A 24,233-nucleotide genomic window follows, 5' to 3' on the forward strand; every position below is an offset into this window, starting at 1 on the left:
AGAAGTACGACAGGTCAACGCAGGGTTCCGACTTTGCTTGTTTTTTAGCCGCTTCCATGTGACCGTGGGCAGTCTTACACGGCGGGAACGCTTTTTATTACAGCTATTTCTATGAAAGGGTTGCAATGCTCATTAACGACACGCTTCATACAACTTCACCCCTACGCCAGCGCATAAGAGATTACTATCGCATTAGTGAATCGGTGGCTGTGGATCAAATTCTTCCTATCGCAGAGGTTAACCCGCGTGCGCGAAGCCGCGCATGGGAACGGGCTCGTAAGATGGTACTTCAAATTCGCCGAGAACAAGAAGGGCACGGTGGTGTTGACGCATTACTAAATGAATACTCGCTATCTACAGCAGAAGGTGTGGTATTGATGTGCTTGGCTGAAGCCTTGCTGCGTGTTCCAGACAAAGCCACTCAAGATGAGCTTATTCGTGACAAGCTGTCTCAAGGACAGTGGACACCTCACTTGGGGAATTCAGAGTCGTTATTTGTTAACGCGTCGGCGTGGGGCCTGTTGTTCACGGGCAACATGGTGAACTATGCTGATAAGCGCAAGAAAGAACAGTTTGGCTTGTTAAAACAAACCCTTGGCCGCTTGGGTGAACCTGTTATTCGCCGTGCTATGAATATTGCTATGCGCGTTATGGGCCGTCAGTTCGTTATGGGCGAAACCATTGAAGATGCGGTAGAGCGCGCCAAAGAGAAAGAAACCAAAGGGTACGTATATTCTTACGATATGCTAGGCGAAGGCGCACGTACTATGCGCGACGCTGAGCGTTACTACGATGCATACGTAAAAGCCATAAAAGTAATCGGTAAAGCGGCTAACGGGCGTGGGCCTAAGCGTTCACCGGGAATATCGGTAAAGCTTTCCGCTATTCACCCGCGCTTTGAGTTTTCTCACCGCGAACGCGCCATGGCAGACATTCCGCCGCGCTTAAAAGCGCTGTGTATGATGGCGAAAGAATACGATATCGGTTTAACCGTAGATGCTGAAGAAGCTGATCGTTTAGAGCTTTCTTTAGATATTATTGAAGCCGTATTTCGCGATGAAGACCTAAATGGTTGGACTGGCTTTGGCTTGGCCGTTCAGGCCTACCAAAAACGCGCAATCCACGTCATCGAACACTTACGTGAACTTACCCTTGAGGTAGGTCGTCCGCTAATGGTGCGTTTGGTTAAAGGCGCCTATTGGGATACTGAGATTAAGCTTACTCAACAAGCGGGTCTTGAAGAGTTCCCTGTATTTACCCGTAAGTCGTCAACAGATGTGTCATACCATGCCTGTGCGAACCGTCTACTTGAGTATCGTGACACCATTTACCCGCAGTTTGCCACTCACAATGCCTATACAGCGTCTGTGATTGTTGAGCTTGCTGGTGACGACAAAGAAGGTTTTGAGTTCCAGTGTCTGCACGGTATGGGCGATACCCTTTACGATCAGGTGGTAACACAGGATAAGATTCAGTGCCGTGTTTATGCCCCTGTAGGTGAACACGAAGACTTATTGGCCTATCTAGTGCGTCGTCTTCTTGAAAACGGCGCGAACTCGTCGTTCGTAAACGCTATTGTTGATGATGAAAAACCGGTTGAGTCTTTGCTTGAAGATCCGGTAGAAAAAACACAACGCCTGAAAGTACGTTATAACAAGTTAATCAAAACCCCACGTGGGCTGTATGCGCCAGAGCGCGATAACTCCCGTGGTCTGGACCTAACCGACACCAATGCGGTAACGGCGCTTAAACACGAACTTGAACGTTGGCAGGATTACTACAAAGTGACCGGTGAAGTGCCAGAAGGTGCGACAGCGGTACTTAGCCCAACTAACCACAACGACGTGGTAGGTTATCACCATTACGCTACGCCTGATGATATGCGCAAGGCATTAGATGAAGCCGAAGCTGGGTTTGAAGCATGGTCTAAACGCGATGTAAGCGAGCGCGCTGAAATACTTAATCGAACGGCAGATGCGCTTGAGCGCCACATGGCTGAGCTTATCGCTATCTGTATGCGTGAAGCCGGTAAAGTAGCGCAAGACAGTATTGATGAAGTGCGTGAAGCCGTTGATTTCTGTCGCTACTACGCGGCGCGTGCAGAAGAGCTTGCTGAAGATCAACGCTTACTTCCTCGTGGTGTTGTGCTTTGTATCAGTCCGTGGAACTTCCCACTAGCCATCTTCTTAGGCCAAGTGGCAGCGGCACTTGTAACAGGTAACACGGTTATTGCTAAGCCTGCTGAACAAACCAGCATTATTGCGCAGCGCGCGGTAGATATTATGCACTCGGTAGGGCTGCCAGAAGACGCACTGAAACTTATTGTATCGCCTGGTAAAGAAGTGGGCGAAACCCTTCTACCAGACGAGCGCATTAGCGCGGTAATGTTCACAGGTTCAACGCAAACCGGTACGTTAATTTCTCAAGTACTTGCAGAACGTGGTGGCGAACAGGTGCCATTGATTGCAGAGACGGGCGGTCAAAACTGTATGATTGTTGATTCAACTGCACTGCCAGAGCAGGTAGTTGATGACGTGATCCACTCTGGTTTCCAAAGTGCCGGTCAGCGCTGTTCAGCACTTCGCGTATTGTTCGTACAAGACGAAATTGCTGATGATCTTATTGAAATGCTAACCGGCGCCATGAAAGAGCTTACCGTTGGTGACCCAACGCAGCTTGCTACCGATGTAGGCCCTGTAATTGACGAGAAGGCGCTTAAGAGCCTAACCGATCACCAAGAGTTTATGAAAGATAAAGCTAAGCTGCTTTATCGCAATGAAATGCCAGCAGGCTTTGAAAACGGTACTTTCTTTGCGCCGACCTTATATGAAATCAAGAACATTGATGTGCTTGAAAAAGAAGTGTTCGGCCCTGTGGTACATATTGTTCGCTTTAAGTCGAAAGACCTTGATAGTGTGCTAGAGCAAATCAATGGCACAGGTTACGGCCTGACTATGGGCATTCACTCGCGTATTGAAGAGCGTGCCAACGAGCTAGCAGCGAAGAGCCGCGCGGGTAACGTGTACATTAACCGCAACATGATTGGCGCTATTGTTGGCGTTCAGCCATTCGGTGGACGTGGATTGTCTGGTACAGGTCCAAAAGCGGGTGGCCCTAACTATCTGCCTCGCTTAATGATGGAGCGTGCCACACCTAAGCCATCGCACATTGATGATGTAGACGGGACCGATGCAGCACTTGTAGGTGATGAAAAGATTGCCGAGCGCGCGCACGTAATGATGGATAAAGCGAAAGCGGTAGAAGTGCAGTGGCGTCATACGCCGTTGAATGACCGTATTTCTATGGTACGTCAGCTTCTGGCAAAAATTGCGAAAGTAGACATTGTTGATGAGCTTGCTGATGACTTGAACCGTACGCTTGCGACGGCGCGCCAGCAGTTAACCAGTGTTGAACGCAAGCTTGCCAAGCCACAAACCTTGCCGGGACCAACAGGTGAATCGAACAAGCTTTATCTGGAGCCTCGCGGGATCTTAGTGTGTTTTGCCGATAAAGAAGTAACCTTTGAATACTGGTTACTGTCTATTGTGACCGCGCTATCAACGGGTAACCCGGTAGTATCAGTTGTGTCTGAAATCTTTTATGAAGAAGCCGTTGAAATTCAAAACAAGTTTGAATCAACTGGCGCACCAAAAGGCTTATTCCAAGTAGCGCGTCTTGCGCATCTAGATACCTTGCTAATGGATGAAGATTTATCTGGCGTTGTGGTCGACTCTGGTACTGAGCGTACTGCGCGTATTACAGCAATGCTGTCATCTCGCGAAGGGGCTATCTTGCCGGTTATCACAGCTGAATATAATGACAACCTTATTCAGCGTTTGATGACCGAAAAAACCATCAGTATCGATACTACGGCATCAGGCGGTAACACATCGCTGATGACCTTGGTCGAAGACGATGAATAAGCGGTAATACTTGTTGCAAGTAGTTCCTAGACAGAATAGCTATTTACTAAAGTAGCGAGTGTTACAAGATTCCAGTTAAAGGCCAGCGTTACGCTGGCCTTTCTAATTTCAGCCCGTTACTTTTCCATTAATTTCTTAATCTCTTCTCTTCTCTTCTCTTCTCTTTCCTTCCTTCTTCTATTTCCCCTTTTCTTAACCGAGCCTTAACCCTGCGTTTGAAATACTAGTGCCAGTTAATTTAAAAAAGTTGTGCGTAGTACTCCAAGTGTAAGCTACGCGCTAAGCAATAGGCACGAGTAATGGGCAAGATAAAACTGACGGTAAATAGTATTACCCTTTGCATTTTGCTGTCTGCATGCACAAGTACTGATGACAGAACGTTGAGCGAAACGGCATCGTCGACAACGGGAAATAACGTTGTGTGGCAGTCTCAACTGGAGCAACAAAAGTCAGCGCAAACATTGGCTTTGAATTCAAATACGTCATTAACCGATGTCATTGATATTAAGGGGCTACCTCACTTAGCAAGCTACATTGATGAAGCCTTGTCTTCTAATGCTAGTCTACAGCAGTCGTTAATAACGCTTAGAAAAGCACAGGTAGCCATTGATAGTGCAAAAGCAGACAGAAACCTGAATGTTGACACAAGTTTCTCTGCATCAAAAAGTGAAACGAGTAATGACAGCACATCTACCAACTTAAATACAAGCAATCCGAGCTATAGCGCTAGCTTGAACGTGAGTTGGGAACTGGACTTATGGCAAAAAATTAGCGATGGAATAAGCGCAGCAAGCTTTGATGCAGCTAGTGCCAGAGCCAGCTATCAGTCTGCAAGAGACTCTTTGGTTGCTAATGTAATAAGAAGCTATATCGACGTACTCACTCAGCAACAGTTATTAAATATTGAACTAGAGCGGCTGTTGGTACTGGAAAATAACGAGGCCGTTATTTTAAAGCGTTATAGCACCGGTCTAGGAAGTTTGGACGACCTAGATACCGCACGTACTAGCAGTGCAAATACCCGCGCTACTATTGCCCAATATGAAAATGCATTGTCATCAGCAAAGCGCACGTTGGCCGTACTCTTAGGCAGGCAAGATCAATCGCTAAATGAACTTAACACTCAAGTTAGTTTTCCCGATGTGTTATTGCCACTGACAACTTTGCCCAAACAAGATCTAGCGCGTAGACCCGACCTTCAGGCGGCCTTTTATACTTTAAAGGCAACAGAGTTCGAAGTAGATGTGGCTTATAAAGCCCTGCTGCCAAGTATTAGTTTGTCTGCATCACTTTCTGACAGTGCTTCTACACCTTCACAAGCCTTGTTTACTAACCCTTTATGGAGTTTGCTTGGGCAGATGACTGCGCCACTGTTTCAGGGCGGCGCTTTAAGGGCGCAAATTGAAGATGCAAAGTTAACCTCAGCTAACGCTTGGTGGCAGTATCGCGAGACGCTATTAACGGCGGTACAGGAAACCCAAAATGCGCTGGATAGCGAAACCGCATTGAGTGCTCGAATTAGTCACACCAACGTAGCGCTTGCCAACGCAGAACGCAGTGTTTCTACCCTTGAAGGTCAATATCGGCAAGGCCTCGCTGATATTTTGGACTTACTATCCGTGTATGACACGCGTTTTAACCTACAAGCTCAGGCAGTAGAGCTTTACGCCGAGAAACTACAAAACCGAATTGACTTAGGCCTAGCCCTTGGCCTTGGAGTGTCACAATGAGAAACAAACGAATTATTGTAACTTTACTTGCCGCCGCAAGTATTGCGCTAGCGGTTATGTATACCATGATGAATATGGGCGCCCAACATCCCGGCGCAAAACCGCAGACCACATCAAAGTCTTCGCCTTCGTTACCCGCTGATACTGAGCAGCCAGAAGAAAGCCCCCAGCGAAATAGACCTGCACAGGGAGAGCGTCCACCAAGGGGAGATTTGTCTAGTAGTGGTATGCCCCGTCCCCAAAAAACGCAGCAAAAGGGCAGTGCCCAACTGACGGAATTGGCTCAAGTGGGCGTTATTAGCGTAACCGCCGATAGCTACAACGCAAGAGTGAAAGGGTATGGTCAGGTTGTCCCTCAAGATAGTTTGAGCTTAGTCGCTCAGGTTAGTGGTCAAGTTACTGATATATCTTCGTCTTTTAAAACTGGCGCATTGGTGCCTAACAACACCGTATTGGCACGTATTGATGACACCAGCTACCAACAGGCGTTGGCAAGTGCAAATGCTACCTATCAAGCGGCTGTGGTAAGTCTAGAAGAAGAACGATTACAGGGTATTCAAGCGAAAGATGAATGGACACGCTCAGGGCTTGATGGTGAACCTTTATCGGCGTTAGTACTGCGTGAACCACAGCTAAAAGCCGCCCAAGCCACTCTGGATGAAGCAGAGCAAAGTGTAAGCTCAGCAAAGCGAGATTTGGCTTTTACCTCGTTACGTGCCCCTTTTAACGCGTTGGTGGTCAGCCGTGACATTGCGCTAGGGAGCTATGTTCAAGCTGGCAGTGCTGTTGCCACACTCTATTCTGCAGATATCGCCGAAGTTGCTATTGGTCTCTCACCTAGTCAATGGGCTCAATTACCTACTGGTGCTGAAACGCAATTGTCTGGTGATGTGCCTCTTAACTGGGCAGTAACGCTTACCGATACCACCACGGGAAATACATGGGAAGCCAGTATTATTCGCGCTGAATGGCATCAAAGCGATACCACTCGTCAGCGTAACGCCATAGCGGTAGTTGAGAAGCCGCTGGCGCAATCAACGCCTCTTTTATTTGGAAGCTTTGTGCAGGCAGATATTGAAGGAAGGTTGCTCGACAATGTGTGGAAACTGCCGGCTTCCGCTATCTCGCAAAAGCAAGAAGTATGGTTAGTAATGCCATCTACCGGACAGTTAGCAAAATTTACGCCTTCGGTACTGTTCGAAAGCGAAGGCTATGCCTACATCACCCCGCCAAAAATCAGTGACATTACGGGTAATGTTGGGGCCGAAATAAGCGGGGGTAGCATGCCTGAGCAAGCTGGCGAATTGCATCAAGCGCTGGTGGTTGCACGTCCTCTAAACAGCTATCTGGTGAATACTAAAGTACTGCCTGTGGTGGAAGGGCAAACAGGAGGGCAAGCCAGTGACAAATAATCGAGAAGGCGAGCCATTTGACGGCAGCGAAGAGCCTAAGGGTAATAGACATAACGGGGAAAGTTCTCGAGGAATTATCGCTTGGTTTGCACAAAATTCGGTGGCAGCTAATTTGCTTATGATCAGCCTAATTGTGCTTGGCTTAGTTTCAATGAACGATATCCGCAAAGAGGCGTTTCCAAGCATGGAGCCTCGTTTCGTGACCATTTCAATGACATATGATAGCGGTGACCCCAAACAAGCCGAAGAAGGGATTGCCATTAAAATTGAATCCGCTCTTGAGGCGATCCCGGGGATTAAGCGAATTACGTCTACCTCGAACGCCAGCGGCGCAAGTGTGCAGGTAGAAAAGGAAACCGAATACGATTTAGACACACTTTTCAACGACATTAAAACCGAAGTAGACAGTATTTCTAACTTCCCGTCAGATGCTGAAAACCCTGTTATCAGCAAAGCGCGTCGTCAAGAACATGCTATTTGGGTGCAGCTTTATGGTGATGTAGACCATGCTACGCTTCAGTATTTAGGGGAGCAATTAGAGCGAGATTTACTGGCAAAAGAGGACATCAGGGAAGTCAGCGCCGGCAGCTTTGTAGACCCTATGATGTCTATTGAAATAGACGAAGGTAAGCTTCAGGCCTACGGATTAACGCTGTCAGACGTAGCTGATGCCGTTAACCAAGAATCGAATACCGCGCTTACAACCAGCTTGCGCAACAAAGAAAAAGTGATTCGTTTAAAAGCCTCTGAGCAGTCTTATTGGGCGAAAGATTTTGCCGACATTCCTCTAATTACCGATAGTAATGGCGTCATACTCACCGTTGGTGATGTTGCTACAGTGCGAGACATGTTTGCCGATGATAGCTATCACTTGTCGCGTTACAACGGCACAAATGGGTATGGTATCCAGGTGCTTATGGATGAATATGGTGACGTAACCAAAATCGTACAGCAGGCTCACGAAGTAGTGGATGCGTGGCACGAAAAAGGCTTGCTACCTGAAGGTGTCGAGCTTGAAACCTGGTATGACAAAAGCACACTTATTACCGAGCGCTTGGCGTTACTTACCAGCAATGCGCTTATGGGCATTGTGTTAGTGTTTGTTACTCTTGCCGTATTTCTTAATTTACGCGTGGCATTTTGGGTGGCGGCTGGCTTGCCCTTTATTTTCTTTGGCACTCTGTACTTCATGACCGACAGCTATACGGGAATGACGCTAAACGAAATGACCACATTCGGTTTTATCATGGCCCTTGGCATTGTGGTGGACGATGCTGTGGTGGTGGGGGAGAGCGTGTACGCCACGCGTAAGCAGCACGGCGATACGCTTCAAAACACTATTTTAGGTACTCATAAAGTGGCGGTTCCTACACTGTTTGGGGTGTTGACCACAGTCGCTACCTTCTTCGCGCTATCGAACGTATCGGGTGGCTTAGGTACCCTTTATTCCCAGTTTGGCACTATTGTTACTTTGTGTTTGTTGCTGTCGGTAGTGGAATCGAAGCTCATTCTGCCTTCCCACTTAGCCCATTTGCCAACCAAGCAAAAAGCGCGAAGGGGCTTAGGTGGCGTATGGAATAAAGTGCAGCAAAAAGCAGATGGTGGGCTTCAGTGGTTTAACTACCGCGTGTATCAGCGCGTGTTGAAAGTTGCCGTAGCCTACCGCTATGCCGCCGTACTGTTGTTTGTTGCTTTGTTTGTCATGGTGGTTAGCTTACCGCTAACGGGGGTGGTAAGAGTAAGTTTCTTCCCTAGTATGCAGGGCGACACCGTATCGGCCAATATGTCGCTTTACAGCGATGCTAGCTACGGGCAAAACGAACGCAACTTAATGCTGCTAGAGAAAAATGCGCTTGAGGCAGACCGCCAATTAACCCAAGAAAACGGCGCAGATAAAAGTGGTATCAGCAGTTTGCAAGTGACGGCGAGTGGCGACCAAAGCGGCACAATCACCATTTCACTTGATGAAGACTCCTCTTATTCTCTTGATGAATTGTCGGCACGCTGGAATGCCTTAACCGGCAATCTAGAAGGCGTAAAAAGCCTCAAAATACGCTCAAGACGAGAAATGGTTGATGGGTTTAATGTTGAAATTAAAAGCATCAACGACGATACACTGACGGCAGCTAATGATGCCTTTGTTGAGGTACTCAACAACATTGACGGCGTATACGCAGTTGAGAGTTCACTAACTCCCGGTGAAGCCATGATGCGTTTTGAACTTACCCCTGAAGGGCGTGCACTGGGATTAAATACCCAAAGCCTATCGCAACAGCTGTTAAAAGCATTTGGTGGAGAGATTGTTCAGCGCTACCTGCGCGATAAAAACGAAGTAAAAGTTAGGGTGCGTTATCCTGAAAAAGACAGGATGAACCCGTCTGATGTAATGAATACACAGGTACGTCTGGACGATGGCACCGTAGTACCGCTTTCTGTAGTGGCTAACGTTATTCAAGATGTACAAGAAAAACAGGTGGTACGTATAGACGGTCTACGGGCCTTAACGGTAAGCGCGTCGGTGGATAGTGATGTTATTACTTCTACAGAACTGGTGAATTATCTTAATAGTGAGTTTGTCCCTCAGTTGGAACGCCAGTACCAAGACTTGGCGCTTTATTTTGCCGGTGAAGCCGAACAGCAAGCTGAAACGCAAAGCTCTATGCAGAGCGTGTTTATATTAGCTTTGCTGTCTATTTTTGCGTTGTTAGCGATACCGCTTAAATCCTACGTACAGCCGCTTATTATAATGACCGCCATCCCTTTCGGTATTGTCGGAGCTATCATCGGCCACTGGTCGAATGGACTAATGATAAGCCTGCTTTCACTAAACGGTATTTTGGCCCTTAGCGGGGTAGTGGTTAACGACAGTTTGCTGTTAGTTTCACGATTTAATGCTTTGCGAGAAGAAGGTGTGTCGGTAGAAGCGGCGGTTATAGAAGCCTGCACCAGTCGTTTGCGTGCCGTGTTACTTACCTCCATAACCACGTTTGTCGGTTTGTACCCTATATTGGGAGAAACCTCGATACAAGCACAGTTCTTGATCCCGGCAGCCGCATCACTGGGGTATGGTATTTTGTTTGCTACCGTCATCACACTTTTATTAATACCCGCATTACTGTTAATTTATGACGATGTAAGCCGTTTAATGGCAAAGCATTTAGTTAAACCCTTAGTGGAGAGAACGGTTAATGATACGCGTGTTACTAGTGGAAGATGATATGGGCCTGGCAGGCAACATTATCGACTATTTAGAGCTTGAAGACATGGTTTGTGACCACGCTTCAAACGGCGTAGCCGCGCTGTCTCTTATTCAAAAGCATTCGTTTGATGTTGTGGTTCTAGACATTAATTTACCGCGACTTGATGGCTTAAGCGTATGCGAGAAGGTGCGCGATGATGGCAACGATACGCCTATTATTATGCTCACCGCCCGTGATCAGCTAGAAAACAAGCTAGAAGGATTTCAAAAAGGGGCCGATGATTATTTAGTAAAGCCGTTTGACATGCCTGAACTGGTCGCCCGGGTTTTTGCCTTGGCGAATAGACGTTCATCGCAAGTGAAAAAGCTGAACTTCGGTAATGTAAGCGTGGAAGTGGGGAGTGAGACAGCAAGCGTAAATACTGCGCCTGTTAAACTAAGTCCCACGTCTTTTACGCTGTTGAAGACCCTGTTGCAGCAGCAAGGAAGAGTGGTGCCACGAGAGCGCCTTCTTGATGCGGTATGGGGAGAAGATGCACCAGAGAGTAATGCGCTTAAGGTACATCTTCACAATCTGCGCAAATCACTAGTACAAGCAAGTGCCAATATTGAGGTAAAAGCAGTAGCAGGAACAGGGTTTTGTGTAGCATTAAAGCCCAACCCATCAAGCTCAGTAGACAGTGTAAGCGCACAAGCGCTAAATAATAAGGAACCGGACGGATGGTAAACGGCCTGCGCATAAGCTTAAGACGCTATGTCTTGTGGTCGCTATTAAGTTTGGCTGCTGTAGTTATCGTGCTCTTTTCGATACAAAGCAGCGATAGCTTTTTTGACGGTATGGATGGCATGTTAAGAAACACCATGATTCGGGCTGCACAAAGCACTGACCTTGGCAATAGCAATCATGTGCAAATACTCGACCTGCATGTTTACGCCAACTACGAAGATTTGCCTGAAGAAGTAAAACAACGGTTTCTTAAAGAAAGCTTTACCCCGTATTCATTATTGAAAGATATCAACAAACCTGACTGGTTTTCTCGTCCTATTTCAGCTCACTTTGCCGTATTAGTCCCGTTAGATGATGGGAGCAAACGCTATGTGACACAAATATTTTTAGCGCCCCCTTCTGAAGGTAAGAAACACTTTAGAATTAATCACATGATTTACAGCGCAATAATAGGTGTTGTCGCGCTTGTTTCATTTTCAGTCGCGTTGCTTTTTTTAATGCGCAGTGTGTCTCGACCTATTGAATCATTGCAACGCTGGGCCGCATCGCTTGATGAAAAAGAGCTCGATAAGCCTATTCCAACGTTTCGCTATAAAGAGCTCAATGTGCTCGCTGAGATGATACATGGTAGTTTGCAAAACGTGCGCACGACTCTCAATAGAGAACGGGAATTTGTTAATCATGCTAGTCACGAGCTTAGAACGCCTATTGCCGTAATTAGAAGTAGTGCAGCGCTACTGCACAGAGTTATTGATAAAGAAAATACTAAAGCCAACAATGCACTTGCGCGGGTGGATCACGCTTCAAAAACCATGGCAGATTTAACGGAAACTTTACTATGGTTAGGAAGAAATGAAGAGGTAGCCCTACCCGAAGAAAAGCTTAACCTAAAAACCATGGTTGAAGTACTGAGTGATGATTTGATGTATTTGCTGTCAGGTAAAAACGTTTACGTACAACTGCAGTTATGTGAATGTGAATTAATGCTTCCGAAAACCGCCAGTGAAATAGTGATAGGAAATGTCATCAGGAATGCGTACCAGCATACTCATCAAGGAAAGGTCACCATTAGTCTTAAAGGTACAACGCTTACCGTACTGAACGAAGAGGTCCGGGAAGATGAGGGCACTTCTTTATCAGAGCCGAATAACCATGAATTGGATGGCGGTTTTGGTATAGGACTAAAACTGATAGATAAACTTTGTACAAAGCTTAAATGGGGTTATACACACGAGCGGGTGTCAGACCAAGGAGCACGTGATGATCAAGGTAATGTTCATTGTGTGACGAAAGGCTGTAGGGTTGTGCTTACGCTGCGCTAGCACGTGCATGTAATTTGCGAAAAGCCTGGTCTTTGTAACTTTCAATTCATTTGCCGAAACAAGCCCAATAAAAAACGCCGATACTCACATCGGCGTTTTTTGTTTTATCGGGTCCAATATAAGTTTTACACTACATCCATTCGCTGTTTCTGCGTTTGCGCTTGGGAAGGTAAGTCAGCATTACACCCAGTAAAATACCCACACCGGCCACCATACCACCGCGTGTAAACCAGGTAACCAATTCATCTTTATTCGCACTATCTACTTTAGCGGTAAGACGGGTTATCTCTGAAGCTTGTTCTTCGCTAGTGGTTGTCAGCTTCGATACTTGCTGACGCGCGTCGTTTAACTGTTGGCGAAGTCTTGCGTTTTCTGATTGCGCTGTTTGCAGAGCGCTTTGGCTTTCAGCCAGCTTCTCGCTAACGATTGGCAATTGCTCTGCCTGCGACATGGTATTTGACACAAAGCGGCTTTCAACCCAGCCTTCGCGACCTTCGTTGTCGGTAATTTGCGTGAATTCAGCATCGTTATCGCGTGCAAGCACAGTAATAGGTGTGCCTGCTTCAATTGAACCTAGAATACGGTAGTTACGACCAGGTCCAGTATGCATAAAGATAAACAAGTCATCTCTTATGTAATGCGAAGAAGACGCTTCTAAATCAGCGGTATCTTGTAGCGAAAATGCTTGAAAAGAGCATGCAATAAGGGCTGCTGCTAACCACTTTCGAATCATATGAAGTCCAATTTTAGAATTTAAAACGTGAAGATGGTATTGGTTGACCGCGATAAAGGCAAGTTTGTTCCACTTTTGTCTAAGGCCGGTTGGTCTTTGATGTGCGAATTTCGGTCTAAATGGAAGCTCTTTTATGGCGAAACAGTGCTGTAGCCGAGCGGGTTTAGTTAAAGCGGCTCGTTTAACACCACCAGCATTGCGAAAAGTGAGCGACAAAGGTAAGGTGTCAGCATCATAAGCTGTGCTTAGCGCAACCATGTCAGAAATAGAATTAAAATTTGTAACGGGTGACAATGCTCACCAAGCGTTTACGCAACGAGTACTCCCTCTTTTCGAAAAACACAGTATTCAGGTTAACTCTCATCGTGAAATGCGCCTTGAGAATGATTATTACGATACAGATAAGCTCGATTTTCAAAACAATAAAATGGGCTTTCGCGTTCGTGGTAACAATGGTGAATACGAACAAACGCTAAAGACAAACGGGGTGGTAAGCGGTGGCTTACACAAACGCATGGAATATAACGTAAGTCTTGATAATTCAAGACCGGATCTCACGTTATTTGACTCAGGTGTATGGCCCGAAGGTTGGGACATTGCATCTAAGAATGCGAGCTTATCTAAACAATTTAGTACTCACTTTACGCGCAATGCCTATGTGGTTAGCGTAGGTGAGAGCATGGTTGAAATTGTGTTGGACTGTGGCGAAGCAAGTACAGACAAAGCCAGTTCGCTTATTAATGAGATTGAGCTTGAGTTGATATCGGGTGATATCAACAGTTTGTTTTCTTTGGCCGTGCTGATAAACGACAATATGCCAGTACGTCTTAGTGATGTGTCGAAAGCAGCACAGGGATATCAATTACTGCATGGTTTCAACGCTAAAGTTCGACACCTGCCAGATTTTCTTGCACTTGAAGATACCACCACAACGGAAGAAGCTTTCTGCCAAGCCGTTCAAACTGCATTGGCGCATTGGCAGCACCACGAACATGTGTTTTGCGAAAGTGGCTCAATTAAAATGCTTGCTGAAGTAGCGAAAAGCGTGCGTTTATTACTTCAAAGTGTGTCCCTTTATTTGCCCGTTTTACAATGCCCAGAGCTACTCTCGTTGCATAAAAAGCTGGTGACCCATGCGCAGAAATGGGGCTGGCAAGACGACTTACAAAGTTTGCGCTACTTGCTGTCGAAAAAAAGCATGTTTAACAAGACACTGAGCAAGCACCCTGCGGTAGTAAGTTACCTGCAAGGGCGGCAGACCGGTCTAATGCAGGCCCATCAGCCTGAGAAACTGTTTTTCGATAACGATGCTACAGATATTAAACTGCACGCGATAAGCCTTATTCAAAATAAACCGTGGCAAAAAGTGGCAACGGGTTATTCTCACCCGGTCCTCGACCATGCAAAAGGATGGCTGTCGCAAGGTTGGCAAACGGTGCAGCAAAGTATGCCGCTAAGTAAAACTATGGGGCCGGCCAATTACAATGCAGTGGAAGTAATGCTAAGACAAACACTGTGGAGCGGCTTTTTACTTGGCGACTTGTTTGTTGAAGAGCGTGGTAATTTTCGCGCGCCTTGGTTAGATTTGCTGACCGGTATAGACGAATTGAACGCGTTGCTTATGTTAAAGCAGTCGATCGATGATGCCGAGGTGGATTCTCATGACGAGGTGCGTAAATGGACAGCAGAGAAACTCAGCACGCTTATTCGAATTATGGAGCGAACGCGCACAGTGGCTATGCAACGTGAAATCTATTGGTAAACCATGTCAGTAGATACGTATTGCGTTAGCAAATTTTATTTCAAGGAAGAAGGGCGGTAATGACTTCAAACTACTATGACTACTTTCTTTATTCATTATTGGGCGTTTACTTGTTCTGTTTTGCGCGCCTGCTTTTTCAGAAGGTTAATTTAAGCAGCATGCGCTGGTTAGTGGGGGCATTCGTCTGCTGGCCTCTATTCATGCTAGATGAATGGCTGCGAGTTGCACACGCGACGTCATTAGCCAGCTTGTATGGTTTATCAGATGTGTTCGCTGTCGTGGCTATAACATGCTGTTATCGCGCCATAAAACCCATGCTATTAGCTTACCCCACCGCAAGAAAGCGATTGTGGTGGCCTACGGTTGTGACAGCACTTTTTCAGTGCACCATACTGCTAGTTCCCGTAGATGATAAACAGCAGTGGCTTTCATCGTCACCCAGCGGCGAGCCTTTATTGTTGTGGCCAGCCTATTTGGCCTCACTTTTAACGGGTTTCAGTGTATTGCTTATAGGTATCCTTATCACTGAACACATACAGATGTATCACAGGCATTTACCAGAACAAGCAGTGGATATTAAAAACTTGAAAATGCCTAAACTGGCAGGTGTGATGGGAAGTTTAGTTGGGGTTGCATTCATGAGTATATTGCTTGTTACTGCCGCGACCTTTGGGTTTTTTCCCGTACCTTTCTGGGAGAGCTTTCATCACATTATGATTGGCTGTGCTTTGTTAGTGGTATTGTTTTCTTTGACCTTTATTCGCCGCACAGCGCCATCGCCACTAGATTATGAACGACTTGATGAAGGCAAAGTAACGCCTTATGAGATAAGTAGTATTATTTCTAAAGCTGAGCGTTATACCATTGAATCAAAAGCGTATAAAACCCGATTCCTCACGCTCAGCGAGTTTTGCAAAGGAGCCGATATTGACCCCACATCGCTGGCCATGGCATTGCAACTTACTGAAAAGAAAAACTTTAGACGGTTTATTTTTCACTACCGTTTAGAGTACGCAAAAAACGTGTTGCTTCGCAGCGACGCTAAACTTGAAGCTGTGGCAAAACGAATGGGCATAAATTCAGAAAAATTCTTAAGTGAGTATTTGGTTAAGCACTTAAATTCGGGCTCTTCAAGGTAACTAAAGCGTAAACTCAGGCGTTTTACATGCGCTAGCCGCCGAATGCATTGAGCAGTATTTGATGTGTGAAGGTTTTGCGCAGGTAAAAGCCTCGGGGGCGAGTTTTAATGCGCTGTCCTTCTGGTCCTAACGCGTCTGTTAGCACTTTACCATTGGCCGCTTTTGGGCGAATGTGAAGCGCCTCGCCCTGTCGAGAAGTAATAGATTCCACCTGTCCTGTAGCGATCTGCTCCACTAATTCTTCCCAATCGTGCCTAAGAAGGGCATCTTCATCGTTGTTAGGGCGCCAATAAAACCCAGTTGCTACACGTCTGTGCGCTAGTGGAATAGCTCTATCTCCTTCAATAGGTAGCCACAATACCTGCTGTAATTTGTTTCTTACATTCGACGTTTCCCACGTAATACCAGGCGTCATTAAGAGTGGGGCAAAACATACATAGGTTGTTTCTAGCGGTGAAAAGTGGGCATCTATAGGAATGGTTTTAAGCTCAATACCAAGCTCGGGGAAGTCCTGCTGTGGTTTAGAACCCGCACTGGCGCCAAGCCATTTTTCAATAAGCATGCCTGGCCATCCTTTGTGACGCTGTAAATTAGCGGGAATGGCAACATTGGCCATGTCAGCCAGCTCCCCCAGGGTTAAACCTGCAATAGCGTGACACCGTGCTAAAAGACTGTCTGGCGAGGAAGGTGGCGACGATGGAGGCTGCATAAACGTGGTTAATTTCCTGTTTGAAAGCGATGGCGAACATTAAGACTATGATTGGAGCATAGTTTGTGGAAGAATGAAAACATATACAAGTATAGTGTGCCCGGGAGTCTATGTGATAGATGCCGATGGATTCCGTGCGAATGTGGGCATAGTGATTTGCAACAAAATGGGTCAAGTATTTTGGGCAAGACGTTATGGTCAACATTCATGGCAGTTCCCTCAAGGCGGAATTGATGAAGGGGAATCTGCTGAACAAGCTATGTACCGCGAGCTTCACGAAGAAGTAGGGCTGACACCGAAAGATGTCACCATTTTAAGTGTGACCCGTAACTGGCTTAGATATAAGCTACCAAAGCGATTAATTCGACAAGGCAGCAACCCTGTTTGTATAGGGCAAAAGCAGAAGTGGTTCTTGTTGCAGCTAGATTGCAACGAGCGCGATGTTAATGTGCTAAAAACAGGGCATCCTGAATTTGATGATTGGAGGTGGGTAAGCTACTGGTACCCCATAAGGAACGTTGTATCGTTTAAACGTGATGTATATAGACGAGTTATGAAGGAGTTCTCACCTGTCGTTATGGCAGCGCAACATCGTCCTCAACAGCGTCAAAATGCCGCACCGCACAAACGCGGTAAGAAACGCCGGCGAGGTTAAAGTTGGCGATGGAAAATTGTGTGAATGGTAGCGATGTATAACGGTAAGCGACGAGTAAAAAGCGATTACGTGAGGATAAATCGGTGAGCCCTCAAAGCCAGCAAGGTGCAATGTTAACCACGTTAAAACGTATCGTGCAGGAAATGAATCAAATTCCTGCACTCGATACTGCGTTGTTTAAGCTAGCCTCACGGGTTAAACACACGCTCAGTGTTGATTCATGCTCTATTTATCTTGCCGATTACGACACACAAGAGTTTATTCTTAAAGCGACTGACGGTTTGCACCCCGATGCAGTAGAGCAGGTACGCATTGGTTTTTCAGAGGGACTTATTGGTCTGGTCGGCCAACGTGAAGAACCACTTAATATTGTTAATGCTCACAACCACCCACGATTTAAACACTATCCAGAAGTAAAAGAAGAAAACTACAACGCCTTTTTAGGTACGCCCATTATCAATCAAAGGCGTGTACTTGGTGTCATCACGCTTCAGCAGTCACAGATGCGCCGTTTTAGCGAAGATGAAGAGGCCTTCCTCGTTACGCTTGCTGCCCAACTTGCGCTAGAAATTACGAATGCAGATATCCGGGGCGCATTGACGTTATCGAACACGAACGACAATACTGCCCGTCAAAAAAATGTGCGCGGTATTGCGGGTTCGCCTGGCCTTGCTATTGGCAAGGGAGTGTCTCCGGACAAATCTATTAACCTTAAAAACTGGGTCGTAAAGCGTACGCAATCTCCTCAGGATCAAATTCAACTCTATCGCAAAGGGGTTGAAGTTACACGAGGACATGTCGATGCGTTATCGAATCGGTTAGATGATGGTATCCCTGATGACGTTAAATCCATCTTCCAGCTTTACCACCACCTTCTAGATGCCAACAGTTTAGGTCGAGAAGTAGAAGAAAAGATCCGCCAAGGTTGGGACGCTGCTTCGTCGCTGAAAATGGTAGTGGAAAGCTACGCCGCGCGTTTTCAGGCTATGGAAGACCCTTACATGCAAGAGCGTGCTATTGATATCGTCGACTTGTCAGACCGTATTCTAGCCAACATCTTGTATGAAGCGAACGGGCAAAAAGTTGCTGATAAGGCCGTGACGGAAGCCAGTATTCTCGTGGCTGATGAAGTTTCGGCACCAATGCTTGCCGAGTTCCCGCGCGATAAGCTTAAAGGCATTATTTCCATTCGTGGCTCTAACAACTCTCATGCCGCAATATTGGCAAGGGCCATGGGCGTGCCTGCTGTCATGGGGTGTCAAAATGTGACGCCCGCGCTACTTGAAGACAAAGAGATTCTGCTTGATGGGTATTCAGGTGAGGTTATTGTCTCGCCTGAGCGAAACATCAAGTCTGAGTTTATTCAGCTGATTGACGAAGAATCGGCCATTGCAGAAAAGATAGATGCAGAGGCTGATAAACCGTGCGAGAGTATAGATGGCTGTAGAATGTCTTTATACATCAACGCGGGTCTTTCAGCTGAAGTCGAGCTTAATGCTGAACAAATTGGGGCTGGTGTAGGATTATATCGCACAGAAATTCCATTTATGCTGCGCGAGCGTTTTCCTTCCGAGCAAGAGCAAGTAAAACTGTATCGGCAAGTTCTTGAGGCTGCGCCCTCGCTACCCATTACTATGCGTACGCTTGATGTGGGTGGTGACAAACCCCTGCCGTACTTCCCCATTAATGAAGAAAACCCATTCTTGGGCTGGCGTGGAATTCGTTTAACCCTAGATCACCCAGAAATATTTTTAGTTCAGGTTCGCGCCATGCTTCGAGCAAGTGTGGGTTTGAGCAATTTACAAATTATGCTGCCTATGATTTCTACTGTATGTGAAGTACAGGAGTCTAAGCGATTAATTAATCAGGCATTTTATGAGATATCTGACGAAATTGCTGAGTCAGGACAAACGCTCAATAAGCCAAAACTGGGTATCATGCTTGAAGTACCGTCGGTACTTTATCAGCTACCTCAATTGGCTAAGCATGTTGATTTCTTCTCAGTAGGTAGCAATGACTTAACGCAGTATCTATTAGCGGTTGATAGAAACAACACGAGAGTGGCGGGGCTTTACAATAGCTATCATCCTGCCGTTTTAGGGGCGCTTTATGATGTGGTTCAAAAAGCCAATCAGAGCCAAGTGCCTGTGACTATCTGTGGTGAAATTGCAGGCGAGCCTGCTGGCGCATTACTGCTCATGGGGATGGGGTATCGCCGTTTGAGTATGAACGGCTTTAACTTAAGAAAAATAAATTGGCTTATCCGAAAAGTCACGCTGGATGAATGCAAGCAGTTACTATCATTGGCCCTCACTTCTGTAAGCCAAGAAGAAGTTTTTGTGCACTTGAATCAGTATCTTGAAACAAAGGGCCTGGGAGGCCTTATCCGAGCAGGTGCTTAAAAAATGGACCCATTTTCTGTGATTATTGTCAGCTGCCTGATTTTAGGCGCTGTGGTTGGAGTTTTAGCTGGAATGTTGGGCATTGGTGGCGGTTTAATTATCGTACCTGCGCTGTCATATTTGCTTATCCATTTTCTGGGTATGACCACTGAAACCGTGATGCCTGTCGCTATTGCCACCTCTTTATCTACCATTATTTTCACGGGCATGTCGTCGGCCTTTGCACATTACAAGTTGGGTAATATCCAAAAGCATATTGTGCTCTATACTGGCTTGGGCATTGCGTTTGGCGCAATCATCGGTGCGCAGGTGGCAAGTCACATTTCAGGCGAATTGCTTAAAGATGTGTTCGCCGTTTTGGTTATATTAATTGCATTGCAAATGATTTTCGGTAAGCAAAAAGCGTCTGAAAACGAAGCGTCTAAAGGCTCTCTGGCCACTGTTGGCGGCGGTGCAGGGCTGCTCAGCGCACTTATGGGGATTGGCGGCGGTGCTTTATTAGTGCCAGCCTTGGTATGGTTTCGTGTTAATGTACGCGCGGCTATTGGCTGTGCCGCCTTTTGCGGACTGATTATTGCCGTTTTTGGAACCACGAGTTTCGTTGTAGCCGGGTGGGGTGAGATAGACGTACCAGAATACAGTATGGGTTATGTTTATCTGCCCGCTACAGCTGGTATTGTTGCAACCTCTATGTTTACCGCGAATATAGGGGCGAAGCTTGGACAGCGAGTAAATGTTCGCGTGTTAAAAGCAATGTTGGCATGCTTACTTGTTTTGGTAAGCATTAGAATGATTTTAGGAATTGAATAAAGTAATGGAACAGAGCAGTTATCTGGTATTTCCCAGTATCGACCCCGTTATCTTCAGTGTCGGTCCATTAAGTGTACGCTGGTATGGCTTAATGTATTTAGTTGGTTTTATCGCCGCATATTTGCTGGCGCAGAAGCGCCTATCACAAACTGACTGGAGCCGTGAGCAGTTAAGTGACCTGCTTTTTTGGAGCTTTGTGGGTGTGATTTTGGGTGGCCGCATAGGCTATGTGCTTTTCTATCAGTTTGGCATGTTCCTCGACGATCCATTGTATCTATTTAAAATTTGGGCTGGCGGAATGTCTTTCCACGGCGGGTTGTTAGGGGTACTAGCAGCCTTATTCTGGCGCGCCAAATGTATGAATACCACTTTCCTTCGTTTAGGGGATTTCGTTGCTCCGCTAGTGCCCATTGGCCTAGGTGCAGGCCGAATTGGTAACTTCTTAAACGCTGAACTTTGGGGGCGCAGCACAGACGTACCTTGGGCGGTGATTTTCCCCAATGCGGGCTATATTCCTCGTCATCCTTCTCAGTTGTACGAGTTTGCTCTTGAAGGGGTATTACTCTTTATTATTCTGTGGCTTTATTCTGCCAAGAAGCGTCCGGTAGGCGCGGTGAGTGGTTTGTTCTTGCTTGGCTACGGAAGTTTCCGATTTATTGTGGAGTACTTCAGAGAGCCCGACGCACATATTGGCTTATATCAAATGGGCCTAAGCCAAGGACAACTTCTTTGTTTACCTATGATAGCTTTAGGAATAGGATTAATAGTCCGTGCATACATGCGCGGAAAAGACCATGTTGAACAGCAAAAAATATAAGAATAACGATGAAAGAATATCTCGCTCTAATGCGCCATGTACGTGATACGGGTGTGAAAAAGGAAGATCGAACTGGTACAGGTACGTTAAGTGTATTCGGCTATCAGATGCGATTTAATTTACAGGAAGGCTTCCCTTTGGTGACAACAAAGAAATGTCACCTCAAATCAATCATTCACGAACTACTTTGGTTCTTAAAAGGCGAAACAAATATCGCCTATTTAAAAGAGCATGGCGTAAAAATTTGGGATGAATGGGCTACCGATGAAGGCGAGCTTGGCCCTGTATATGGCCATCAATGGCGTAGTTGGGACCGCGGTGACGGTACCTCAGTTGACCAGATTGCCGAAGTGGTAGAGCAAATTAAAAATAACCCTGATTCACGTCGTCTTATCGTTAGCGGCTGGAACCCTGCGGTGTTGCCGGATACTAGCTATTCACCAAAAGAAAATGCAGCGATGGGCAAGCAAGCACTACCTCCTTGTCATACGCTTTTCCAGTTTTACGTACTAGATGGTAAGCTTAGTTGCCAACTTTATCAGCGTAGCGGCGACATTTTCTTAGGCGTGCCATTTAACATTGCAAGCTACGCCCTGCTAACCATGATGATGGCCCAAGTGTGTGACCTAGAGCCAGGTGATTTCATCCATACTTTAGGTGACGCGCACCTGTACTCAAATCATCTTGAACAGGTAGAGTTGCAGCTTAGTCGCGAACCGTTTGAGCGACCAACTATGGAGCTTAACCCAGAGATTAAAGATATTTTTGGGTTCTCTTTCGATGACTTTACGCTTAAAAACTACCAGTCTCACCCACACATTAAAGCCCCTGTAGCTATTTAAGGAGTTACCATGAGTACTCCAATCTTGATTTGCGATGACTCAGGCTTCGCAAGAAGGCAGATGGCGCGTAGCCTTCCTGATGGCTGGGACGTAGATATATCCTTTGCAGAGAATGGCGAACAAGCCCTTGAGCTTATTCGGCAAGGCAAAGGCGACGTGGTTTTTCTCGATTTAAACATGCCGGTGATGGATGGCTATCAAACCATGGAAGCTATCCGTCAACAGGATTTGCCATGTTTAGTGGTAGTGGTTTCCGGCGATGTTCAAGCACAAGCGCGAGAAAAAATGCTTGCTCTAGGTGCATTGGACTTCATTCGAAAACCGATAGATAACGACAAGCTTAGTAACATCTTATCATCGTACGGTATTTATAGCGGTGAACGTCACTCTTCTGGCGCTCGTTTGAAAAAAGCGCAGGCGCAGCATGAAGCCAGTACTGATAAACCCAATGCCCCAACAAGTAAAGAAGACCAGTTAGACGCATGCCGTGAAATGGTGAATATTGCCATGGGACGTGCGGGTGAAAATCTTGCTGCCTTGCTTGGCGAGTTTATCGACTTACCCATACCAAACGTAAACTTAATTGAAAGCAACGAACTGTCGATGGCGATTGCTGAAATTAATCGTAACGACAGTGTTTCAGCGGTCTCAAAAGGGTTTATTAGCGAGGGAATAAGCGGTGAGGCTTTGGTTATCTTTAATGATACTAACTCTCAGAATATTGTAGAGTTATTAAAGTACCCGCCGTCGGCATCTTCAGATAAGCTCGCTCTTGAAGCCCTTATGGATGTTTCAAATATTCTTATAGGTGCTTGTTTAAACGGTTTGTCAGAACAGCTTAACGTCGCCTTTAGCCATACGCATCCCGTATTACTGGGGCAGCATCAAGGGTTATCGACGCTTTTAAGTGATAACGTGCAGCGCTGGGGCAAATTAATGGCCATTGAAATTGGTTATGCGATCAAATCAAAGGATATCGCTTTTGACCTCTTACTGCTGTTTCCCGGCGACGCAATGAATCACATTTACGCCCGATTGTTCAATGACGGCCTAGTAACGCAGGACAAGGAAAGTCTATGAATGCTCCAACCGATATAAGTAGTGCCGACGCGCACATTGGCTCATCATATATACCTTCTGAGTTACTCGATTCAATCGAAGTTGGGATTGCGGTACTAGATCGCAATTTCAACGTGCAAGTATGGAACAAATTTTTAGAGAACCATGGTGCCAAAAAAGCTGAAGCTATTATTGGAGACAGCCTGTTCACCCACTTTCCTGAAATAGAAGAAAGATGGCTTAAAACCAAAGTTGACCCCGTATTTAATTTGAAAAGCCCGGTATTTATTATCTGGGAGCAGCGCCCCTATCTATTTAAATTCGATTGCAACCGCCCGGTAACCTGCGCTGCAGAATTCATGTATCAAAACGTCACGGTATTTCCAATTGTGGACAAAAATGGCCATGTAGAGCGATTTTGTATGCTGGTGTACGATGTCACTGAGCAGGCGCTTGGCAAACTGGGTATGGAGCATCTTAACGAAGAGTTGAAAACCGCAAGCCGAGTAGATGGCTTAACCGGGCTATATAACCGTCGCTATTGGCAAGAGCGTTTTGATGAGATGCACAAACTGTGTGTTCGTCGAGATAAGCCGAGCACTGCCCTTATGCTGGATATCGATCACTTTAAGCGCATTAACGATACCTACGGTCACCAAGCAGGCGATAAAGTGATTAAAATGCTCGCTGCATTGATCAAGCGTTGTGTGCGCGAGACCGACCTGGCAGGGCGCTATGGCGGTGAGGAGTTTGCCATTGTACTTAACGATTCATCTGTTGAAGATGCTCAAGCGGTAGCAGAGCGAATTCGACAACTGGCACAGCGTTTGGTGGTTGAACACGATGGTGAGTCGATAACTTTTACCGTTAGTCTTGGCTTGGCGCAATTCTCGCCCGATTTTAAAGGTGCAATGGCATGGCTGGAGTGTGCTGACCAGGCCCTTTATAAAGCCAAAGAGGGTGGCCGAAACCAGTACTGCATTTACGCTTAA

Annotated in this window: 17 protein-coding genes; 15 read left to right on the top strand and 2 right to left on the bottom strand. The window is 46.2% G+C overall.

Annotated features, from left to right (window positions below; all coding sequences use genetic code 11):
* The first annotated feature begins 125 nt into the window (after positions 1 to 125).
* From putA to E5672_RS00170, 6 genes are all read left to right on the top strand, one after another.
* Positions 126 to 3,923: a bifunctional proline dehydrogenase/L-glutamate gamma-semialdehyde dehydrogenase PutA gene (gene putA / locus E5672_RS00145; protein WP_136780398.1), complete on the top strand. Its 3,798-nt coding sequence runs from the start codon at positions 126 to 128 to the stop codon at positions 3,921 to 3,923.
* Positions 3,924 to 4,222: 299 nt separating this feature from the next.
* The gene (locus E5672_RS00150) at positions 4,223 to 5,653 is read left to right on the top strand and encodes an efflux transporter outer membrane subunit (protein ID WP_136780399.1); all 1,431 of its coding nucleotides are present in this window, start codon (positions 4,223 to 4,225) and stop codon (positions 5,651 to 5,653) included.
* Positions 5,650 to 7,065, top strand: a complete 1,416-nt coding sequence (locus E5672_RS00155; protein ID WP_136780400.1) for an efflux RND transporter periplasmic adaptor subunit — start codon at positions 5,650 to 5,652, stop codon at positions 7,063 to 7,065. The genes E5672_RS00150 and E5672_RS00155 overlap by 4 nt, the downstream gene beginning before the upstream one ends.
* A complete protein-coding gene (locus E5672_RS00160; protein ID WP_136780401.1) occupies positions 7,055 to 10,282 on the top strand; it encodes an efflux RND transporter permease subunit in 3,228 nt (1,075 codons plus the stop codon). The genes E5672_RS00155 and E5672_RS00160 overlap by 11 nt, the downstream gene beginning before the upstream one ends.
* Positions 10,254 to 10,991 (top strand): response regulator transcription factor, encoded by a 738-nt coding sequence (locus E5672_RS00165; protein WP_136780402.1) that lies wholly within the window; start codon positions 10,254 to 10,256, stop codon positions 10,989 to 10,991. Before E5672_RS00160 ends, E5672_RS00165 begins: the two co-directional genes overlap by 29 nt.
* The gene (locus E5672_RS00170; protein WP_136780403.1) at positions 10,985 to 12,313 is read left to right on the top strand and encodes a sensor histidine kinase; all 1,329 of its coding nucleotides are present in this window, start codon (positions 10,985 to 10,987) and stop codon (positions 12,311 to 12,313) included. The genes E5672_RS00165 and E5672_RS00170 overlap by 7 nt, the downstream gene beginning before the upstream one ends.
* A gap of 130 nt (positions 12,314 to 12,443) precedes the next feature.
* Here the strand turns inward: E5672_RS00170 and E5672_RS00175 are convergent, their stop codons facing one another.
* Entirely contained in the window at positions 12,444 to 13,046 is a 603-nt protein-coding gene (locus E5672_RS00175; protein ID WP_240692117.1) for a TIGR04211 family SH3 domain-containing protein, read from the bottom strand.
* Positions 13,047 to 13,302: 256 nt separating this feature from the next.
* Here E5672_RS00175 and E5672_RS00180 point away from each other — a divergent pair, with 256 nt between their 5' ends.
* Together E5672_RS00180 and E5672_RS00185 are read left to right on the top strand one after the other, a co-directional pair.
* Complete coding sequence (locus E5672_RS00180; protein ID WP_136780405.1) at positions 13,303 to 14,808, top strand: CYTH domain-containing protein; 1,506 nt, start codon at positions 13,303 to 13,305, stop codon at positions 14,806 to 14,808.
* A 59-nt stretch (positions 14,809 to 14,867) separates the two neighbouring features.
* Complete coding sequence (locus E5672_RS00185) at positions 14,868 to 15,947, top strand: helix-turn-helix domain-containing protein (RefSeq protein ID WP_136780406.1); 1,080 nt, start codon at positions 14,868 to 14,870, stop codon at positions 15,945 to 15,947.
* A gap of 31 nt (positions 15,948 to 15,978) precedes the next feature.
* Here E5672_RS00185 and mutH read toward each other — a convergent pair whose 3' ends face one another.
* Entirely contained in the window at positions 15,979 to 16,656 is a 678-nt protein-coding gene (gene mutH, locus E5672_RS00190) for a DNA mismatch repair endonuclease MutH (RefSeq protein ID WP_136780407.1), read from the bottom strand.
* A 112-nt stretch (positions 16,657 to 16,768) separates the two neighbouring features.
* On the opposite strand from mutH, the gene rppH reads away from it, so the two are divergent.
* The 7 genes from rppH (at position 16,769) to E5672_RS00225 (ending at position 24,233) form a co-directional block, all read left to right on the top strand.
* Entirely contained in the window at positions 16,769 to 17,311 is a 543-nt protein-coding gene (gene rppH / locus E5672_RS00195) for an RNA pyrophosphohydrolase (RefSeq protein WP_136781017.1), read from the top strand.
* Positions 17,312 to 17,421: 110 nt separating this feature from the next.
* Positions 17,422 to 19,713, top strand: a complete 2,292-nt coding sequence (gene ptsP, locus E5672_RS00200; RefSeq protein WP_136781018.1) for a phosphoenolpyruvate--protein phosphotransferase — start codon at positions 17,422 to 17,424, stop codon at positions 19,711 to 19,713.
* A 3-nt stretch (positions 19,714 to 19,716) separates the two neighbouring features.
* Positions 19,717 to 20,523 carry a sulfite exporter TauE/SafE family protein gene (locus E5672_RS00205; RefSeq protein ID WP_136780408.1) on the top strand — a complete coding sequence of 269 codons (807 nt, stop codon included), beginning with the start codon at positions 19,717 to 19,719 and terminating at the stop codon, positions 20,521 to 20,523.
* Between the two features lie 4 nt (positions 20,524 to 20,527).
* On the top strand, positions 20,528 to 21,340 hold the full coding sequence (gene lgt / locus E5672_RS00210; protein ID WP_136780409.1) for a prolipoprotein diacylglyceryl transferase: 813 nt from the start codon (positions 20,528 to 20,530) through the stop codon (positions 21,338 to 21,340).
* 8 nt (positions 21,341 to 21,348) lie between these two features.
* Positions 21,349 to 22,182, top strand: a complete 834-nt coding sequence (locus tag E5672_RS00215; RefSeq protein ID WP_136780410.1) for a thymidylate synthase — start codon at positions 21,349 to 21,351, stop codon at positions 22,180 to 22,182.
* A 9-nt stretch (positions 22,183 to 22,191) separates the two neighbouring features.
* Positions 22,192 to 23,262: a response regulator gene (locus E5672_RS00220; protein ID WP_136780411.1), complete on the top strand. Its 1,071-nt coding sequence runs from the start codon at positions 22,192 to 22,194 to the stop codon at positions 23,260 to 23,262.
* Complete coding sequence (locus E5672_RS00225; RefSeq protein ID WP_136780412.1) at positions 23,259 to 24,233, top strand: sensor domain-containing diguanylate cyclase; 975 nt, start codon at positions 23,259 to 23,261, stop codon at positions 24,231 to 24,233. The genes E5672_RS00220 and E5672_RS00225 overlap by 4 nt, the downstream gene beginning before the upstream one ends.

Origin of the sequence: Alteromonas portus, assembly GCF_005117025.1 — a bacterium.
In the GTDB taxonomy this organism is placed as follows: Bacteria; Pseudomonadota; Gammaproteobacteria; order Enterobacterales; family Alteromonadaceae; genus Alteromonas; species Alteromonas portus.